This is a genomic window from Litchfieldia alkalitelluris, assembly GCF_002153425.1.
Lineage (GTDB): Bacteria > Bacillota > Bacilli > Bacillales > Salisediminibacteriaceae > Evansella > Evansella alkalicola.
This window is the reverse complement of record NZ_KZ119600.1, coordinates 4137588-4157815: the sequence shown is the minus strand read 5'-3', so window position 1 is coordinate 4157815 and position 20228 is coordinate 4137588. Positions and strand designations below refer to the sequence as shown.

Annotated in this window: 15 protein-coding genes; 6 read left to right on the top strand and 9 right to left on the bottom strand. The window is 40.4% G+C overall.

The window, feature by feature from the left end; genetic code table 11:
• The first annotated feature begins 562 nt into the window (after nucleotides 1-562).
• Nucleotides 563-1630, top strand: a complete 1068-nt coding sequence (locus BW724_RS19610; RefSeq protein ID WP_088076812.1) for an LPXTG cell wall anchor domain-containing protein — start codon at nucleotides 563-565, stop codon at nucleotides 1628-1630.
• A gap of 185 nt (nucleotides 1631-1815) precedes the next feature.
• Nucleotides 1816-4110 (top strand): O-antigen ligase family protein, encoded by a 2295-nt coding sequence (locus BW724_RS19605; RefSeq protein ID WP_088076811.1) that lies wholly within the window; start codon nucleotides 1816-1818, stop codon nucleotides 4108-4110.
• A gap of 894 nt (nucleotides 4111-5004) precedes the next feature.
• Here BW724_RS19605 and BW724_RS19600 read toward each other — a convergent pair.
• From BW724_RS19600 to BW724_RS19590, 3 genes are all read right to left on the bottom strand, one after another.
• Nucleotides 5005-5520, bottom strand: a complete 516-nt coding sequence (locus BW724_RS19600; protein WP_088076810.1) for a ClbS/DfsB family four-helix bundle protein — start codon at nucleotides 5518-5520, stop codon at nucleotides 5005-5007.
• Nucleotides 5521-5623: 103 nt separating this feature from the next.
• Complete coding sequence (locus tag BW724_RS19595; RefSeq protein ID WP_088076809.1) at nucleotides 5624-6481, bottom strand: AraC family transcriptional regulator; 858 nt, start codon at nucleotides 6479-6481, stop codon at nucleotides 5624-5626.
• A gap of 6 nt (nucleotides 6482-6487) precedes the next feature.
• A complete protein-coding gene (locus BW724_RS19590) occupies nucleotides 6488-7366 on the bottom strand; it encodes a transglutaminase-like domain-containing protein (RefSeq protein ID WP_088076808.1) in 879 nt (292 codons plus the stop codon).
• A 353-nt stretch (nucleotides 7367-7719) separates the two neighbouring features.
• On the opposite strand from BW724_RS19590, the gene BW724_RS19580 reads away from it, so the two are divergent.
• Together BW724_RS19580 and BW724_RS19575 are read left to right on the top strand one after the other, a co-directional pair.
• Nucleotides 7720-8751 (top strand): glutathione S-transferase family protein, encoded by a 1032-nt coding sequence (locus tag BW724_RS19580; protein WP_088076806.1) that lies wholly within the window; start codon nucleotides 7720-7722, stop codon nucleotides 8749-8751.
• A gap of 142 nt (nucleotides 8752-8893) precedes the next feature.
• The gene (locus tag BW724_RS19575) at nucleotides 8894-9400 is read left to right on the top strand and encodes a GNAT family N-acetyltransferase (protein ID WP_088076805.1); all 507 of its coding nucleotides are present in this window, start codon (nucleotides 8894-8896) and stop codon (nucleotides 9398-9400) included.
• Between the two features lie 51 nt (nucleotides 9401-9451).
• Here BW724_RS19575 and BW724_RS19570 read toward each other — a convergent pair whose 3' ends face one another.
• The gene (locus BW724_RS19570; protein ID WP_088076804.1) at nucleotides 9452-9739 is read right to left on the bottom strand and encodes a hypothetical protein; all 288 of its coding nucleotides are present in this window, start codon (nucleotides 9737-9739) and stop codon (nucleotides 9452-9454) included.
• Between the two features lie 220 nt (nucleotides 9740-9959).
• Between BW724_RS19570 and BW724_RS19565 the strand changes: the two genes are divergently transcribed.
• Nucleotides 9960-10310 (top strand): hypothetical protein, encoded by a 351-nt coding sequence (locus BW724_RS19565; protein ID WP_088076803.1) that lies wholly within the window; start codon nucleotides 9960-9962, stop codon nucleotides 10308-10310.
• A gap of 125 nt (nucleotides 10311-10435) precedes the next feature.
• Here BW724_RS19565 and BW724_RS19560 read toward each other — a convergent pair whose 3' ends face one another.
• Nucleotides 10436-11356: a DUF6612 family protein gene (locus BW724_RS19560; RefSeq protein WP_088076802.1), complete on the bottom strand. Its 921-nt coding sequence runs from the start codon at nucleotides 11354-11356 to the stop codon at nucleotides 10436-10438.
• A 305-nt stretch (nucleotides 11357-11661) separates the two neighbouring features.
• On the opposite strand from BW724_RS19560, the gene BW724_RS19555 reads away from it, so the two are divergent.
• On the top strand, nucleotides 11662-12513 hold the full coding sequence (locus BW724_RS19555) for a DegV family protein (protein WP_088076801.1): 852 nt from the start codon (nucleotides 11662-11664) through the stop codon (nucleotides 12511-12513).
• Nucleotides 12514-12730: 217 nt separating this feature from the next.
• Here the strand turns inward: BW724_RS19555 and BW724_RS19550 are convergent, their stop codons facing one another.
• From BW724_RS19550 to BW724_RS19535, 4 genes are all read right to left on the bottom strand, one after another.
• Entirely contained in the window at nucleotides 12731-13363 is a 633-nt protein-coding gene (locus tag BW724_RS19550; RefSeq protein WP_088076800.1) for a hypothetical protein, read from the bottom strand.
• A 2018-nt stretch (nucleotides 13364-15381) separates the two neighbouring features.
• On the bottom strand, nucleotides 15382-17580 hold the full coding sequence (locus BW724_RS19545; RefSeq protein WP_088076799.1) for an Ig-like domain-containing protein: 2199 nt from the start codon (nucleotides 17578-17580) through the stop codon (nucleotides 15382-15384).
• 943 nt (nucleotides 17581-18523) lie between these two features.
• Complete coding sequence (locus BW724_RS19540) at nucleotides 18524-18979, bottom strand: flavodoxin domain-containing protein (protein WP_235849024.1); 456 nt, start codon at nucleotides 18977-18979, stop codon at nucleotides 18524-18526.
• Between the two features lie 154 nt (nucleotides 18980-19133).
• Nucleotides 19134-20180, bottom strand: a complete 1047-nt coding sequence (locus tag BW724_RS19535) for a ribonucleotide-diphosphate reductase subunit beta (RefSeq protein ID WP_088076798.1) — start codon at nucleotides 20178-20180, stop codon at nucleotides 19134-19136.
• Nucleotides 20181-20228: the final 48 nt, after the last annotated feature.

The following is a 20228-nucleotide window of genomic DNA, read 5'->3' as shown; positions in this document are numbered from 1 at the left end:
TGTTTTCTCAATAACGCTAGAATTGTTCAAAATCATTAACGTATGAAGTAATCAACCTTGCCCCCTGTTTATTTGATGGAAACAGGAACATTACTCGTTTGTTTTTAGAAAGGGCGTATGCATAAATGGGTACTTTGTCTAAATTTTTTTGACAATTATATGTATATAAACGATTTTGGGTTTCGCTAATGAATTCACTCGTGGTAATATATACCTATGATACTAAAATTCAACAATATTCAACAAAGTATACTCAGAATTTGTTTGATACGCACTCAAGTGTTACCACGATTAGCCATATGATAGTTTTTCTACCTCATTAATCCTTTATATGAATTCGTTAATAATGCCCACTACACAACTACCCTTTACACCAAATGCACAAAACTAGATCTTTAAAATATCTCATGTCTTATGTGAGATAACTCCGGATTGAAATAGTAGTATAATCTTCAAGCCCTCCGAAATCTATAAATAAGTTATTGAATATTTTTGAAGAAATGTAATATTATTGGACATTTTGTTAGTTCTTTGGTAGTATTGTCGATGGAAGGAGGTGGAAATGACTATGAAGAAAGATCTACTAAAATTGAGAGGATTTGAAACTATGAAAAACAAGGTATCATTTATTTGTGGTTTTACTGCATTTTTATTACTAGTAATGCCGTTCTCAACTACATTTGCTTCATATGATGGTGACTCTGAAGATGTGCTTGCTAACATTTATAATGTTACAGATGGTGTTTACGGTGATGTAAGAGATGACGTATATGGTGAAGTAACTGAAGATGTATATGATGATGTAAGAGATGATGTATATGGTGTACCAGATTTTGTTTATTCTGAACCCGCGGACAAGGTATACAGGATTCTACCACAATATAATAGTAGTGCAGTGACTATTAGTGACGTTCAAGATTTTGAACCTGATTATTCTGTAGCAATACGTGGAACTGCGATTGATGTTCAAATACCTGTAGCATTATTGCAACTGTTTGAAGAGGATGAAATTACTTTAACATTTGGTGACGTAGAGGAAGCAATTGCTAGTAAAAATCAAGAAGGATTAAAGAGTGCACTTCATAGATTGTCACTAACTAAGAATGGTGAAACAAGTAGTATTGATTTTGGAGATTTCAAAGTAACGCTTTTATTTTATGTTAATCCTGATAGTGTAGAAAAATGGGAAGATATTGCAGTTGTATATATTAATGATGATGGGGAAAAGGAAGAATACATAAAGCCAATTTCATATGATCCTATCACTGGTTTTGTAACTGCAGAAGTATCCCACTTTAGTGTCTATGGTGTGTTTGAAATTGCTGGAATCTTTGATGAAGAAGACCCAGATAATGATGATACTGTAGAAACTCCAGTTGCTGGAGAAGAAGATGAAGAGACTCAGGAAGAAGAAACTGTAACACCTACTACAGGTGGAACTGGTTCATCTGAAGAGGAATCTACAACAACTACAACAACTACTACAACTGAGAATGGTTCTTCTAATGGAGAAAACAAGCTACCAAATACTGCAACAAATGCATTTAACCTTCTATTAGTTGGTATCCTGTTCTTACTAGCAGGTGCAACAGTAATGGTATTTAGAAGGAAGTCTGCTACTGCACTTTAAGGATAGGGATAGTATTTTAGTAGAAAAATAGAGTAGTCCTCATGGCTACTCTATTTTCTGCTTTATCAGTAAGATCAATACATATATGGAAGAAGTGTGGAGTGTTCACTAAAGATAGGTATGGGTAAAAGGTGTTTTTTGGTATAATAATTTGTATTATTACAATGTGAATTTGAGGGATAAAGATGGCTTGGTTTACCTTTGTGGTTTTGTCATTATTTTTTATTTTTTCATCGTACGAAAAGGGACTGTACTTTCATAAAGATTTTTATGGATTTCAGATTATTATTTTTACTTTATTTATCACGTTATTCATTCGTTTTTTATTACATAAAGGTATGGAAAAGCTGACTCTGATAAGTGTTGCAGCTTTTTTACCAGTTGTTTATTTAATTTCAACCTTTTATGCTGCATCTCCTCAAGGTGCGTGGGACAGTTTCTTACGCTGGGTTACTTATATAGCGTTTTTCTTTTTACTATATTGGTCAGTAGAAAAACGAAAAATTCAAAGACTATTACCGATTGTGTTTGTTGTAGCTGGGGGGTGGATTGCACTCTATATGCTTCTTGAAAACTTCGGTTTTGTTAATTTTCATCAGGCTGTTGTACAGGGGAGATTCTCTGGTTTCTTTCAGTATCCTAATACTTTTGGTATGATGATGGCTGCATTTTTTGTTTTTTCACTTTCTATGCTGATGCATAGTGATATAAAACGAGGGGCTATCATTTTCTATTCAAGCCCGTTAGTACTTTTCTTCTTAAGTTTTTTCGCCTCATATTCTAGAACAATGTATATCATTTTTCCAGTCATATGGCTAATGGGCCTATTCTTATTTAAGGGTATAAACCAAATAAAGTATATAGTCGTGAGTGTAGTTACATGCCTTATTTCGTTAATTGTTTATTCGGTGATTCAAATAGGTGATCCTTCCGCGAACAACGATTATCTTGGTTTATTAGTCGTGATCATCGCCTCAGCGCTTGCTACTCTAATCATTTACTTGTTTCATCAATACAGTAAAAACAAGTTGGAATTATTTATTGATTCGATTCCTTCGAACAAAAAAAAGTACTCACAGTATATAATCGTAGTTGTAACTTTTGTAGTGGCTATTTTAGGCGTACTAGACATTGCTAATAAGGGATTGGTATTTCAGGCCTTGCCTGATGGGATTCAAGAAAGGATCGTAAGCATAGGGGAGAGTACAACTTCTCGTGAAAGATTTATTTTTTATGAGGACGCCCTTAACGTTAGTAAGGATTCTCCTGTTTTTGGCCATGGAGGTGAAGCTTGGTCCACTATTTATAGAGGGTATCAGCAATTACCGTACCAATCTAACAAAATACACAATGAATATTTAGAGTGGTTATTGGATATTGGTTGGCTTGGTTTGATTGTTAAATGTGGAATCTTTCTTTATTTATACTTTCTAATTGCTCATGGCTGTTTGAAATCTGAAAATAAAACGATCCCAATAGCAGTTCTTCTATCATCTTCAGTCATATTTTCACATAGTTTCTTTGACTTTAATTTGTCTTATGGAACAGTATGGTTTTTTGTGTTCTGGTTAATTACAATGGGGATTCGTTCAATTGAATTTGATTATACTTTTACAATATTAACAAAGATTCGGACATATTTATTAACATTATTTTTGATACTAGTATTAGTTGCAGGTGTATTTTCTTTTAGGTTTATGACTGCGGAGAATCATTATCAGCAAGCAACTGATTCATCGGGATTAGCTGAAATAATGCGTCATTCGGAAAAAGCAGTTAACTTTAATCCTTATAATGTTAATTATTTATTTAATTTAGCTGATAATTATAGTCAAATGATTCAACACGAATCAGGGTATCTAGCGAAAACTGAGGAAGTACTTCAGAATCTAGTAAATGTAGAACCTAAAAACTCTAATGTTATATCAAGGGTCGGCATACGGTATGATCGATTAGGTTTAAATGAACAAGCATTTAATCATTATTATGATGCTATTGAGTTTGATAAATATGATGACCAATCCTATACAAGAGCAATTATCAATGCTGTATATCTAGCAAACTCTGAAGTGATGAGCGACAGCTGGTATACAAAATCGATTGAGGTATATGATCGCTATCAGAGTACTGTCAGGGAGTTTGAGGAAAACCCGATAGGATCAGATCATAATAGTCGTGAATTTTCCTTTAATTCGGAAGTCTATGAATATGTTGGGGAAGCATACTTTAAGATGGGAAATGTATCGGACTTGAAAGAGTTGTTAGCTAATATCCAAGCAGAAGATTCGCTTAAAGAAGAAGAAGCAAAAATAACGGCTTTAATTATGTTGTATTATGAAGTGAATGGCGAAGGTGAAGAAAATGGCGAACCTGTTGAATCTGGCGAAACTTATATCCTTGGGAACATAGAGTCAGAGGATACAGACTTTCAAAATCAAGTATTGGATGAATTAAGTAACTATCGCAATAAATTTGAGTGAACGCAGGGACGGTTCTTGCGTTTACGAAGAGCTGAATAAAGTAAACGGAGAGTCGGTTCTTGCGTTGCGAAGAACTGAAGGTTCGTTTAATAGTTAAATAGGAAAGTTATAATGATTACTAAGTTTATCCCAATATGTAAAAGAAAATCCCAGAGGACTGCAGTCTAGAAGATCACTAGACTATAGGTCTCTGGGGTTAAATTCTTTCTTTTCTTGCGTTTACAATGAACCGGAGTTTCGAAATATGTATTTCTTACCTGATCCGCCTCTGCTTAGTGTTCTTTTAAAGGAGGTACTGGTTTGGAACACAGGGGGAGAATTATTAGTCGACTTTCTGAACATAGGGACGGTTCTTGCGTTTACAAAGATCAGAAGATTTAGTTAATTTCGACGGTTATAAACGCAAGAACCGTCCCTGCGTTTAAGGGCAAATCAGGCATTCTCAATTTTTGCTAGCTTTTATTGTTGCTACTTCTACTAATGAGATTGCAAAATCGAACATATGTTTGGTATAATTGGATAAGCAACTACATAAAGCGGTTGGGCGGTTGGTCATCTCCTGAATGAAGGGAGGTGGATAAATGACGATATATGAAGCACTTGCTTTTGCGATGCAATCTAACTTGCTGTTGATAAGTTTGGTTACGTTGGTGGTTCTAATCGTCAAAGAAATAAGAAAAAAGTAACCGTCCCTACGCCAGACCAAGGTGAGTGGATGGTTACTTTTTTCGTAATCGTTTTAATTGCGGTCAGCCGCTCTTCATGCGGCATGTAGTTGCAGTGACCGGGTGTTGGCAGCACTCGGTATTTTTTAGTGTATGTGCTATCTAGTATTATTATACATTACTATGTTGGCGTCATTCAAGGTGGAGGGGGCATATCACTGGTCCTTCCCTATGTCCCTTGTTTGATTGACTTTGCAATGGGTTCACATTTTTTTATGGCCCACATGTAGTGGTCAGATGTGTTTGCCGCGAAGTAGCTATATAGATTACTTGTTTTTGTCCACTTATAGTATTTTTTTGTCACGAGTTCTTCATTCGTATGAGATTTAATTATGCTCATTACTCTTTCGTGGCTTAACATCAGTTTTTTCAATGCTTGATTTAATGTTACCTCTTGGTAGTTCTCCCAAATGTTCATATTAAGTTGCTTAAGTGTCCTCCATTTATAACCTGGAGCTGGTGTAAAAGGAATATCACCATCCATTCCTTCTCTATACCACCTCTCAAGCATGGCATGCCATTCATAAAGATGCATGACTACATCACGGAAATTCTTATCTCTGTCTTGTGTTTCTATAGAAGTGCTTCTTTTTCTGCTAGGTACGGATTCAATTATATCAAGCAATGCGTTGAACTTTTGCTCGCTATCTATTAACAATCTTTCTTTTTCACTCTCCCCAGTCATGAGCAAACTCTCCTTTTTATTTGTTATCTCCATTTAAAAATAAGGTCTCACTACCCAATAATAATCGGCATCTGAGGAAGCGGGAGGAGACGGAACAAGGGACCTATGTCCCCCTAATCGGCACGTAAAGATCTGCAATCAGATTGCCTTGGTGATAATAATAGTATTCGATGTCATGAGTGCCTGTATGTTGATACTCCGATTTCACCAACCAAACGGAGTAGATATAATCCCAAGTTTTCTGCACCGTCTCTGTAATTGGTCCCATCGTTCTAAAAATCGCATAATCACTCTGTTCCAATACTTGCACTTCCATTTCTGGTGGGACACGCTCCACACCAGAGACTTCATACCCTATCATATAATTAAACGTTACGCCCACTGAAGGTAGGCAAATTCCCATCACCTTCTTAGGATATATTTTATCTTGAATCGCCTCCCACACATTTTTCGAGTTCCATTCCTGCCATAAGAGGGGAATCTGTTGAAGGTTGCTTCCGTCAGCCGTCATCTTCCACTTTTTTCCGACCACATATCTGTCTGGAAGCGTTAGGGATTGAGGTGTTATCCCTTCTGTTCGTAACCTATATTCGAACAAAAGATGATTGATATCCATTGGCTCTCGAATGAAATAAAGTAGTTTGCTAGTTCTCACTTCTGAGGGTGCTTTCCCATATACTTTTTCAAAGGATCTGCTGAATGCCTCCCTCGATTCGTACCCATATTTGATGGCGATATCAATTATGGGCAACCTCGTATCAACCAAATCCTTCGCAGCTTCCGTCATCCTTCTTTTTCGAATGTAGTCTTTAAGGGAATCTCCAACTATTCCTTTAAAAATACGGTGGAAGTGATAGAGAGAGTAGCCAGCCTCCTTGGCAATAGCGGAAAGATCCATATCATCATGGAGGTGACTTTCGATATAACCTAAGGCTTTCTCTAGGGAACATAGATAAGACATGGGCCTCTACTCCAAACTATTTGTTATTTTTCCTAAATCTTCCGGTACTTTTATTTTATCATTCTGTTGAACAAAGTGGATTAAATCTTCTAAACTATCATCAACATGTAATGCGAGAGATGCCAGTTCGTCCATCAGTTTATAGTCCTTCTCGTGCCACTTCTCCATTGGCAGGCTCTTATATCCGTCCCACATATCCCATGGCTGCATTGGCATCTTTAGAAGCGAGTTCGCATCCAATATCAAATTACAGTTTAAGTAGATATACCCCCACCAATCAAAAATTCCGAACAACTCAGGATTCTCTTTTCCTTCTCTACACATCTGCCAAGCCCTTGGTCCTGTAAAAAAGAAGTCTTCACCAACATTCATCGGATCGAAAGGGATCTTTAAGTGCTCTTGTTGCAGATTATCCAGCTGTGCGTCCACCATGACCCACTTTTTCCGCTCCTCATTCCAGTACTCTAAAACCCAATGATCAATGTACTTTCCTTTTTCAAAATAATTGGCAAATCCACACCTGGCCCTCGCTGGAATTCCAGCTTCCCTGCAAAGAGCGACCGCAGCAACTGAGAAGTCCCGACAAATAGAAATCATTTTCTGCTCATTAGGCCTCGGACCTAGGGGGACTAGGGGACAGGTTCCTTGTCCCACACTTTGTAAAAACTGAAGTTTCTCTCCAAAACTTCGAATAAACGGCTCTCGCTTTCTTTCCTCTGACAGTTCTAACCCGTACGCTTTGCTCCAATGCTGGTGTATAAAAATATTTTGTACATAGATTACAATCGTCGCTACATCTTTCGGGATATCCCGAACCATATCTTTCATATTTGTTATTTCTGTCATCGGTCCATGTTCCTTATAAAACCTCAACACATTTTCCACGCACAATTCCTCCTTCATTTATGTGGGGAGGACTGAGGGCAGCATGCCTCTTCCTCCTTTTATAAAGAATTATAAATTCTATAGTTCAGATAAGAGTGATATTTTGTGCTGTGGGATTAGGGGGACATTCCTTGTCTCTCCTCATTCTAAACCCGAGAATGCCCTTGCGTTTACTTCAGGTCATTTTTATGTTTCAATTGATTTACAAAGGGCGGCGAGGTTTAGGACCTGCTTAGTGTTGTCTAAATGCAGGCGAGGTTCGACTGTCTATGGAGTTCAGAAAATTCAGCTAAGTGTGACAGTTGTAAACGCAAGAACCGTCCCTGCGTTTACCGAAGAATGGGAGGATACCAATGTCGACTGAAGAGATTGAAAACACAGTAGAGGAAGTAAAGGATAAAGAAAATCCAAAGAATCCAAAGGAAATATCTAAGGATGGTTCTTTTAAGCGGCAGAAAAATAGATTCACGACTCCTTTTGGTGATGGACAAGGTGAAGTTCCAGTGGAGAAGGGGCGTTATCGTCTCCTATGGTCACCTGCATGTCCGTGGGCGCACCGTTCTGTTATTGTCCGCAAAATTTTAGGCCTGGAAAATGTGATTAGTTTAGGGACAGCGAGTCCTATGCGGCCGAATATTCCACGGGTGGATTGGGAGTTTTCTCTAGATAAAAATGGAGCGGATCCTGTTTTAGGAGTGAAGTATATCAGTGAGGTTTATCTGAATACGGACCCAGATTATGATGGTAGACCAACGGTGCCGGTGATGGTAGATGTTTTCACAAAGAAAGCTGTCAACAATGACTACTTTAAGCTTACCAATTACCTTGAAACAGTTTGGGCACCTTATCATCAAGACAATGCGCCTGACTTATACCCTGAAGAGCTTCGTCCTTCCATTGACGAGCTGAACGACACGATTTTTCACGAAATAAATAATGGGGTTTATAAATGCGGGTTTGCTCACTCACAAGAGGCATATGAGGCGGCATATGACACGCTTTTCAAGAGATTGGATCTGCTTGAAGAACGTCTGGCGGACCAAAGATTCCTGTTTGGGGATTATATTACTGACTCAGATGTGAGGCTCTACGCAACGTTGGTGCGGTTCGATGTCGCATATTACAACGCCTTTAATACAAATCGAAATCTAATTCGCGAATTTCCTAACTTATGGGGTTATTTGAGGGACTTGTATCAGACAACAGGTTTTGGCGAGACGACTGATTTTGATGCGATCAAACAACACTACCACCTCTCCATTACAATCAATCCGGAAAAAAATGATGTGAAAGTACTCCCAAAAGGACCTGACTTATCAGTTTTCCATACATCTCATGGGAGAGAAACGTTGAGTGGGAAGAAGGAGAAGTTTTTATATAGGTGAACATGGGGACGGTTCTTGCGTTCACAGGGAACTGAAAATTCAAACAAGAGTGACAAGTGTAAACGCAAGAACCGTCCCTGCGTTTACACTGTTATGGTAGATGCGAATGCTTTAATCATGGAGAACTGGAAGGGGATAATGAATGATAATAAGAGAAGCTAATCAGAATGAAATACATGCAATAAGGGAACAGCGGATCGAGGCATACCTTGAGCATCGGCGGGAAATCCCCAATGACCATTGGGAAGGCTTAAAGGCAGCAATCTCATCAGAAGCGGATATGCAATCTGGTGTAGATCTGATTGTGGCAGAGGATGATGAAACAGGTGAGTTGCTGGGGAGCGTTGTCCTATTTCCGCCTAAGTCAGATGCTTACGAGGGATATGTTGAAGAGCTTGATTATCCAGAAATTCGCATGCTTGCTGTTGGCCCAAACGCCAGGGGGAAAGGTGTAGGGAAAGCTCTCATTAGGGAGTGTATTCAGCGATCTAAAGCGCGGGGGTATCAATACATTGGATTACATACAGGTGAGTTTATGAAAAATGCGATTGCCTTATATGAGCAATTCGGATTTAAGCGTGTACCAAAGTATGATTTCGAACCAGCAGATGATGGGATTATAGTGAAGGCATTTAAGTTGGAGATATAGGTGAACATGGGCTCGCGGTTGTGAACATGGGCACTACATTCTAGCTTTTACTCATTTTTTCAAAACGAAAATAAGTATATTTGTCATGAGAATAATGATAACTGGTGGTACAAAAGGGACTATTACTCGTAACATGTTAATTCCTTCACTAAAAAAGATGGGGTGTTTGTATAATGTTCTTTCTAGTAATGGGTCTAAAAGAACGGCGATCGCTGGAAAAAGAATAACCTGACCTATAATAATAATGGTGGTTAAGTCTTTACTAAGCACTTTATTTAGAATGAAAAAGTTGAATACAAAATATCCAATGAAAACTACGAACATTAGAAATAAACCCATATTTCACCTCACCTCTCTTATTAACTATATAAACTTTCTTCACATATGTCATCAGTTGTTTTTGGACAGGCATTTTGATTCAGGAACTGCAATCCCCTTCTCCCTACTATCTCCATCTATGAACCGTTAACTATATTTGGAAAAAACGATTTAGGAGGAGGTATTAATGAATCTATCAATTAGCTCGAGGTAATAAAACTCGATTAGTAGGTGAGTAATAGTGGCAGAATACGTTAAGTTATTCTTCATCACACACTTTCATTATTGGTATATCTATTTATTTTCGATTGCTATGTTTTTTGTGGCTTGTATAGTCACCATTGTATTTCTACCATTTTCAATTGCAATTGTAGATTCCAATAGATTGGCACATATTCTTAGTGCGCTTATATTTGCTGCTATAGCATGTGGTTTGTTTTTGCTACCCAACTATATGGTAGCTAAGGAATATGTGATGGAATCTAATCTTGTTAATGTTTTGCTTTTTACCGTATTTAATCAATTTTTCTTTATGCTTCCTATATTTGTCGGTGCGTATTGGATTTTAAAAACGTTGATTTTTGAGTTTTAAACTTGGGAGAACATGTGGTGAACATGGGGACGGTTCTTGCGTTTACGGAGGTCAGAAAATTCAAACAAGAGTGACAAGTGTAAACGCAAGAACCGTCCCTGCGTTTACACTCAGTATACACCTAACTATTGCCCAAAAGAAACGGCTTCATTTACAACTTCATCAGGTGGTGTGATTTCGTCGTACTCATTGAAATCGCTCATGGTGAGGGTTGCTTCATAATCCATGAGTAGCTCGCCTTCACTAGTCTCCGCCTTGATAACCATATTATAACCAAGCATGTAAAGTGACTCTTTTTGAATCCTCAATTCATACAAGCCTTCGATTTTTACATCATCACTCATTTGACCGGCACCAAAGTGTCGTAAATCGTCAAGCCAGAATGAATCATAGTCGTCAGCTTCCAACCTCAGCAAATAATGATCTCCATTATCGATGATGTCAAATTGATCACTGAATTCTGTGAAGTCACCAACTTCTCGCAACCCTGTATCTGTCCATGTTGTATAAGCATGTTCATCGCCACTTCTCGGCATCTCATACCACACATCTTCTTTAACATACATGGCATCACTTGCAAGGTAAAACTCTGCTTGCTCATCTTCGTAATTGGAAGAGACATTTACATACATCGTAAATACGTCATCGGAAAAAGCCATTTGCATCACCATCAATGAGTCAATCGGTTCAGCATTTGCGTCATTTTCCTTAATTTCCATTTCCAGCTTATAACTCGTTAAATTATCCATAGCTTCAGAGGATTGTAACAACATTTCATGCGCCTCGTCGGAAGCTGCTTCCTGTGAGTCACTTACATTTCCCTCATCTGTTTCTTCGTTGCTAGCTTCCTCAGCTTCGTTTGCGATATCTTCTTCACTTTGCTCATCAGCGCCGTTCTCATCTACTTCTTCTCCGTCCTCAACCACATCTTCCGTTCCATTTTCTTCTGTTGCGTTATTATCCATTGCCTCCTCGTCATCATCACTGCACGCTGCCATCATGCCAAACATCAACAAAGTAAAAACGACCAATAATGCTTTCTTCATCTCTAATCCCCCGTTTTGTATAAAGGTTTCATCAACAAAGTGTAGCAGAGGCTATGGAAGTTTTACTATTATCCGAAAGTATAAGAAACAAGGGTGAACACCGAGACGATTCTTGCGTTCACAAAGTAAGGAACATTCCAACGAAAGAAGGGGCGTAAACGCAAGAACCGTCCCCACGTTTACTATGTCGACAATCAGTGCTATGATGCGCACCATTTATGGGGTATAGTAAAGTATAACGACATCAGCAAAGCGGCGCCTGAAATCCATGGTGACCACATAACTGGAAGGGGATATACGATACGATGAGAAGAATTATTTTATCCACCGAGAGCGGAGCAGATATACCAGTAGATTTAGCGGACAAGTATGATATACAGATTGTCCCAATGCATGTCATCATGGACGGAGTCGATTATTTGGACGGCGAGTTACCAGTGCCGGATATTTACGATTACTATAATCGTACGAAGAAGATACCTACTACAAGCGCCACCAATACCCACGAATACACTGAATTTTTCACAAAGATAAAAGAGAGTTTTCCAGATTGCATCATTATTCATATCGGATACACTTCCAAGGCCTCTGCATCTTTCCAGAGTGCTGTTTTAGCAGCCAAGGATTTCGAGGATCTCCATCTCATCGACGCCCTGAACGTGACAGGCGGACTAGGCGCTGTTGTCATGTATGCGGCTCGCTTGCTGGAGAAAGAGCCTACGATTGAACCTGCTGCTTTAGTGGGAAAAATTGAAGCCGCTGTTCCCAAATCAAGGCTTGCATTCGTACCTGGCAGTCTAGATTTTTTGAAAGCAGGAGGACGCGTAAGTAATGCTGCTTATTTAGGGGCGACTCTATTAAAAATGAAGCCACTCATCGAGTTGAAGGAAGGAAAGCTTGTTTCCACGAAGAAATATCGCGGCGAAATGGGTAGAATAATCGATAAACTGATGCGTGATTATTTCACTACGTATGACATAGATAAAGAACAGCTATATTTCATGTACTCTTTGGGCTTCGATGAAGGACTCAAACCACGAATCAATGATTTAGCGGCAGAAATGGGCTATGAAAACATAAAATGGATCCAAGCAGGAGCTATGATCTCCACTCACGCAGGCCCAGGCGGCTTCGGCATCGCCGCCCTGGAAAAATAAACGCAGGTAAACATGGGGACGGTTCTACCGTTCACAAGTTGATAGAAATGAAAGGTCGGCAGGATTAAGGGAAATGAACCTTAACCCTGCCGACTTTTTTGTCAACAGGGACAGTCCCTGTTTGCCGGTTGTTTTTTGCATATAGGGTTTCTGGGATCCTGAACGGTTAAGGAGGCCAGGAATTGGAGGTGCACAGCAGGACAGGGAAATTCTGTCCCTACTGTTCCACTCCAAATATTTGATGTGCTTTTTCCAAAGAATTTTTGAAATAATACGTGTAGTTTTGATCAAAGTTTTGTATATTATTTGTTAAATATTCTACCTGTATACCTTTCCCTGTAACAAATTGATGTAAATCGTATATTGACGAAACGTCACTCCATATATTGATGACGGAGCCATCCTCTAGATGCAAATTATATTCACCAATCACCTTGGTAGTTCTAAAAGTCCCATGCCTAGACTTTTGTTTGATTTCTGTGGACACTTTTTCTACTTCATCCCATGATATGGTTTGATGTAAAATAATGCGATGCCTCATAATTTGCTCTTGATTTGCTCCATGAGACCATAGAGAGGTAGTAACTAACATCGTAATGGATATAACTAGCCCCGTGAAAGTGAGTATATTGCCTGCGGGGGTTAAAATTGCATATTTCCTAAGTATAATTAGAAGAAGCATTGCAATGGCGAAATACTTAGTTAAATGAAGCATAGGGATGACATAGGTTACGTATTGGTGGGATTGGAACAAAGTATAATGAATTCCGCGAATAATCCAGCTAGTAGTTACATGTAGAATAAAAACTATGAAAAGTAAAAGTAATATGTTTCTTAAAAATCTATTCATTCCAATTCCCTCCATATTATATGTACTCAATATTTAATACTATTATTGTTTAGCTAAATATAGATGTACAGTAGGCTGCCTTGAAATTTAAAGCTTGTAAAAAAGAGTGCTTGATATAGCCAACAGTTCTTCGAGACTCGTATCGCACGCGAACTTTAGGTGAAATTACGATTTCGCGTTCGATTAACCCCTTATCGCACGCGAACTTCAGGTGAACTCTCATTTTCGCGTTCGATTGGACCTCGTATCGCACGCGAACTTCAAGTAAAACCACGATTTCGCGTTCGATTAGACCTCTATCGCACACGAACTTCATGTAAAATCACAATTTCGCGTTCGATTAACCTCGTATCGCACGCGAACTTCATGTAAAATCACAATTTCGCGTTCGATTAACCTCTTATCTCACGCGAGTTTCAGGTAAAATCCCATTTTCGCGTTCGATTAACCTCTTATCGCACGCGAACTTCAAGTAAACTGACGATTTCGCGTTCGATTGGACCGCGTATCGCACGCGAACTTCAAGTAAACTGACGATTTCGCGTTCGATTGGACCGCGTATCGCACGCGAACTTCAAGTAAACTGACGATTTCGCGTTCGATTGGACCGCGTATCGCACGCGAACTTCAAGTAAACTGACGATTTCGCGTTCGATTGGACCGCGTATCGCACGCGAACTTCAAGTAAACTGACGATTTCGCGTTCGATTGGACCGCGTATCGCACGCGAACTTCAAGTAAACTGACGATTTCGCGTTCGATTGGACCGCGTATCGCACGCGAACTTCAAGTAAACTGACGATTTCGCGTTCGATTGGACCGCGTATCGCACGCGAACTTCAAGTAAACTGACGATTTCGCGTTCGATTGGACCGCGTATCGCACGCGAACTTCAAGTAAACTGACGATTTCGCGTTCGATTGGACCGCGTATCGCACGCGAACTTCAAGTAAACTGACGATTTCGCGTTCGATTGGACCGCGTATCGCACGCGAACTTCAAGTAAACTGACGATTTCGCGTTCGATTGGACCGCGTATCGCACGCGAACTTCAAGTAAACTGACGATTTCGCGTTCGATTGGACCGCGTATCGCACGCGAACTTCAAGTAAACTGACGATTTCGCGTTCGATTGGACCGCGTATCGCACGCGAACTTCAAGTAAACTGACGATTTCGCGTTCGATTGGACCGCGTATCGCACGCGAACTTCAAGTAAACTGACGATTTCGCGTTCGATTGGACCGCGTATCGCACGCGAACTTCAAGTAAACTGACGATTTCGCGTTCGATTGGACCGCGTATCGCACGCGAACTTCAAGTAAACTGACGATTTCGCGTTCGATTGGACCGCGTATCGCACGCGAACTTCAAGTAAACTGACGATTTCGCGTTCGATTGGACCGCGTATCGCACGCGAACTTCAAGTAAACTGACGATTTCGCGTTCGATTGGACCGCGTATCGCACGCGAACTTCAAGTAAACTGACGATTTCGCGTTCGATTGGACCGCGTATCGCACGCGAACTTCAAGTAAACTGACGATTTCGCGTTCGATTGGACCGCGTATCGCACGCGAACTTCAAGTAAACTGACGATTTCGCGTTCGATTGGACCGCGTATCGCACGCGAACTTCAAGTAAACTGACGATTTCGCGTTCGATTGGACCGCGTATCGCACGCGAACTTCAAGTAAACTGACGATTTCGCGTTCGATTGGACCGCGTATCGCACGCGAACTTCAAGTAAACTGACGATTTCGCGTTCGATTGGACCGCGTATCGCACGCGAACTTCAAGTAAACTGACGATTTCGCGTTCGATTGGACCTCGTATCGCACGCGAATTCCAAGCAAAATCCCAATTTCACGTTCGATTAAGCTCCTATCTCACGCGAGTTTCAGGTAAAATCCCATTTTCGCGTTCGATGGAAACTTTGGTAATAAAAATAGGACGGTTCTAGCGTCTTTGTGTAAACGCAAGAACCGTCCCCGTGTTCACCCATGTTCACCCACGCAACTTATAATGTAGCTTTCTTTTTACGGATAAAGAACAGTAGGCCACCTATTATGAGAAGTGAAGTTCCTATGAGAAGTAAGTTAAATAGGTTAGTAGCAGTAGCAGGGAGCTTTTTGCCGCTCTCTTTTTTATTGTCAGTTGAACCAACTTTTCCTGCTGATTCCTCTTCCTCGTCATCTGCATCTTCTTCCAATTCTTCCTCTAGTTCTTCTTCCTCTTCTTCTTCGTCCGTTGCTTTTGGAAGTGGAAGAACAACCACTTTTATTTTTGCCACAAGTTCCTCAGGGTTGGTCACACCTTCAGGTAAATGAAGTGCGCCTACGAATTGGTACTCGCCCGCCGTCGTTTTGACATAAGCTGGTGCACCATCGTCCCACGCCACTTCCACCGTCAGCTTGCTGCCGTCGTTTAGGGTCACTTCCACTTCCTCAGGGAGGGGGAGGGAATCCCTGTCCGTGTCATAAACGACTGTATTTGGCGCCAATTCTTCCACAGAATCCACGGTTAATGATTGGGGCTGTGCTGGCAAAACTATGACGGTTAAGCTAGCAGCTAGATGATCTGGGTTTCCAACATGTTCTGGCAGAACTAGTTCTCCCATGAATTCGTATGGTCCTGGTTGATATTGATCATACTCAAGTTTTCCACTAACCCAGTTCGCATTAACTGTCATTGTACTCTCATCGCTAAGGGTTATTTCCACTTCGTTAGGGAAGGGGATATCGTCTAAAGCAGTTCCGAATACCACCTCAAGGTCTTCGAGGCTTTCCACATTTGCGACGTATAATGGCGCCTGTTCATCGGCTGAGACACGCACTTTTTGACTAGAACTTAGGTTTTCAGGGTTCGTAACTCCTTCAGGCAAGGTTATTGTTCCATTGAAGGTGTATTCTCCTACCATATTTGGGTCAAACATAGGTGTGCCTGCGTCCCATTCGACTGGAACGTTAATTTTGTGCTCATTACTTAAGATGACTCGGACTTCCTCAGGAAAAAAGATGGTGCTTAAGTCTGTTCCAATCGGGACTCGTATATCATCGAAGACCTGAACAGCCAAGACATATAACGGTGCAGGTGGCGCTTGGTTGTTGACCCATTGTAATTGTGGGTAGTTATCTGATGGCATAAACCATACTGTTGAAAAATCCCATCCCGTAAATGTACCCTTGTCCTGCATTTCTTCAGTGGACTTAGGCACTCCTTTACCAGTGTCCGATTGGCCAGATGTTTCTGAGTCATAAAAACTGTTTGTTATTGATGAACCAGTAGAACCTATTCCTATTAACCCACCAGGATTTGACTCCCCATTTACGGTTCCAACGGCGTAACTGTTAACAATAGGAGCACTGTTGGAGCCGACGAGTCCTCCTACAACATCTATACCAACGACCTTACCTGATGCAAAGGAATTTTTTACTATAACGCGTTGACCGACAACTCCCGCAAGGCCACCAACTCTACTTACTCCTGTAACATCACCAGTCGCAAAGCTTTCATTGATGGTTGGAGAAGTGTTAGAAGGTATTATATCCCCCACTAATCCGCCAGTTGCATAACAATTATATTCTTGTAAACAGGTAACAGATGCACTGGAACTGCTTTTTTGGATACTACCAAACTTCACATATCCAACAAGTCCTCCAAGATAGCTTCCTCCAACTACGCTACCAGATATGTGGACGTTTTCTAGTTGACTATTAACACCATCAAGGAGTGCGACTATACCACCTACGTTGTTCTTTCCCTTCACATTTACATTTTCAAGAGTGACATTTTTAATTACTCCATTTTCAACATATCCGAATAGTCCAACATAGTCTTGGCTTTGCCGGTCGATGTTTAGGTTAGTGATCTTGTAACCTGCCCCATCGAAGTTTCCAGTAAATCTATTATCACTACTAAAATTGCCGATAGGTTCCCAGTTTGGATAACTAGTTAGATCGATGTCAGCACCGAGTATATAATCTCGATCTAAATTATCCCGAATGGCGTTCAAGCCTTCTGCATTAGTAATAATGATTGGTGTGTTTGATGTGGATGAGTTGTTTGCTGTGCTCGTTGTAGCTGATGAGCTCGATGTGCTTTCTGCCTGTCCAACAGATACAATCAGACTACTTCCTAATACCCCAAAAACAAATATGAACGACAACATGACAATGAATTTCCTAGCCAGTCTGTTTAACCCTCCTGCTTTTTGCATCCCATTCTCCCTCTCATTTTTAATAGGAACTTACAAAAATACAAACTATCATTCAAATATTAGCAACGAAAGGTTAAAAATAGGTAAACAAGCAGAGATATATTTATTGGAGTGGGGGAGTGAACGGGGGGACGGTTCTGATGTTCACGGGCTGGTAAACGCAGGGACGGTTCTTGCGTTTACAAGGTGATGGTAATGTGAAAAGTCGGCAGGATAAAGGGGAATGCACCTTAATCCTGCCGACTATTTTAGTGTTGTTTTGAAATAACTAGCATTATGTTTTTATAGTCGAGAGTTCTTCTCTTTTCCGCATGTGATTAGACCCTATCGCACGCGAACTGTGGGTAAAATCAAGATTTCGCGTTCGATTAAGCTCCTATCTCACGCGAACTTCCTGTAAAATCATAATTTCGCGTTCGATTAAGCTCTTATCTCACGCGAACTTTAGGTAAAATCACAAATTCGCGTGAGATTAGTCTCTTATCTCACGCGAACTTCAAGTAAAATCCCAAATTCGCGTTCGATTAAGCTCCTATCTCACGCGAACTTCAGGTAATTTTAAGATTTCACGTTCGATTAACCTCTTATCTCACGCGAACTTCAAGTAAAATCCCAAATTCGCGTTCGATTAAGCTCCTATCTCACGCGAACTTCAGGTAATTTTAAGATTTCACGTTCGATTAACCTCTTATCTCACGCGAACTTCAGGTAAAATCAAGAATTCGCGTTCGATTAACCCCTTATCTCACGCGAACTTCAGGTAAAATCCCGATTTCGCGTTCGATTAGACGCCTATCTCACACGAACTTCAGGTAAAATCACAAATTCGCGTTCGATTAACCCCTTGTCGCACGCGAATGACAAGCCAAATCTCAAGTTCGCGTGACATCAGCCCCCTACCTTACGCGAACTTCATGTTCACCCACCTTTACCTATGTGCAAGCTACTTTCTTAAGACAGCTTGCACAAATTTTTCACATCGAATAGAGTCTGTTGACTGTGGTAGTAATTCGACTTTTAATGTAGCGGCTAAACTTGTTTTTTCGTAGAGCATGTCGCGAAATTCGTTTACTGCTCCGCAAAAGTTAGGGTAAAAGCTATCCCCTGTACCGAAAACCCCAGTAACTAATGTCTTTCGTTTCATAGTTTCAAAGGCGCGATAGAGAGGAAGCATTTCCTTTGGAAGCTCTCCATCTCCCCATGTGTACGTCCCGACTAGAACAGCATCGGCATTTATTAGCTGGTGATAGGTGAAATCGCTGATGTTACTCATCGTTACGTTTTGCTGGAAAAGCGTGCAATAGTGATAGATTTCCGTTGCCAAACTTTCCGTATTTCCAGTGATGGAAGAGTAGACAATCACCACTTTTTTCTGAGAATCTATTTTCTTATAGCTCAACGGATTCACTTCCTTAAAGCTGACCAAATCTGTTCATTATAACTCATTGAACCAATTTCCTTATCGCTCACCAAATCTGTTCCTTATAACTCATCGAACCAACTTCCTTATTGTCGATCAAAAATTTCCATTTAGCTGATCACAAAATATTTCCTTAAAGCTCATCAAATCCATTGGACTGGCTGACCTTTGAATACGTTCTGGACTTTTGCTCGAAAAAATCAGATTTTGTTTGATTCATCATCTCATCGCTGAACACGTGAATCCAAGGCATTGGGTTCGCCCTTTCCTCGTAAAGGTTTGATAGCCCAAGCTGACGCAGTCTTTTGTTTGCGAGGTACTCCACATAACCGTCAAATTCTTGTAAATCTATTCCGTCGATATTCTTTAAAATATAATGAGCCCATTCTTTTTCGAGTGCAGTTGCTTCACCAATCACTTTATAAATGTAATCGATGTTTTCCTGCGTATGGAGACTTGGGTTTTCCGTTAAGAGTGCGCGAATAAATTGTGCCATAAAGTAGGCGTGCTGCATTTCGTCCCGTTGAATGTAACTAATCATCGTACTTGTCTTTAACATCTGCTGTTTTCTCGCTAAATGGTAGAAAAACGCAAAACCGGCATAGAAATAAATTCCCTCCAGTACGATGGAGTTGACCGCTAGTGCTAGTAAATTTTGCGGTGATGGTTTCTGTCTGAATTGCTCATATGCATCTAGAATGAGCTGGTTTCTCTTTTGAATAAGAGGATCGCTTTTTGCCTGATTAAAGCGATCGTTTTGCTCCGGCAGTGGAATGAGTGAGCTTAATATATACGAATAAGACTCATTATGCACGGCTTCTTGCTGTGAAATGACTGCAAATATTGCTTTAAAACTCGAGTCGGTTACGTAATCCATCGCTTGGCTCATCGTTGGTGTTTGTAGGCTGTCAAGGGAAGCGAGCTGCGTGTTTATCCGTAAAAACACATCGCGCTCCTCCTCACTCAGCTTGTCCCACTGTTTGATGTCATCTTGCATATTAATCTCCTGTGCTTTCCAGAAATTCGAAAGCAATGTTTCATAAAGGGTGTACATTTGTGGATAGGCAATATCATTCCAATTCAGCAATCCCGATGATTGTCCGTTGATAATTCCTGTTGATTTATTTGGGTATTCAGGGTTCAGCAACTTTATTTTTTCCATAGGTGTATTCACATTCATCTTCAATTTTCCTCCCGTTTTTTCATCGTTGAGCTGTGTGTTTGCAGC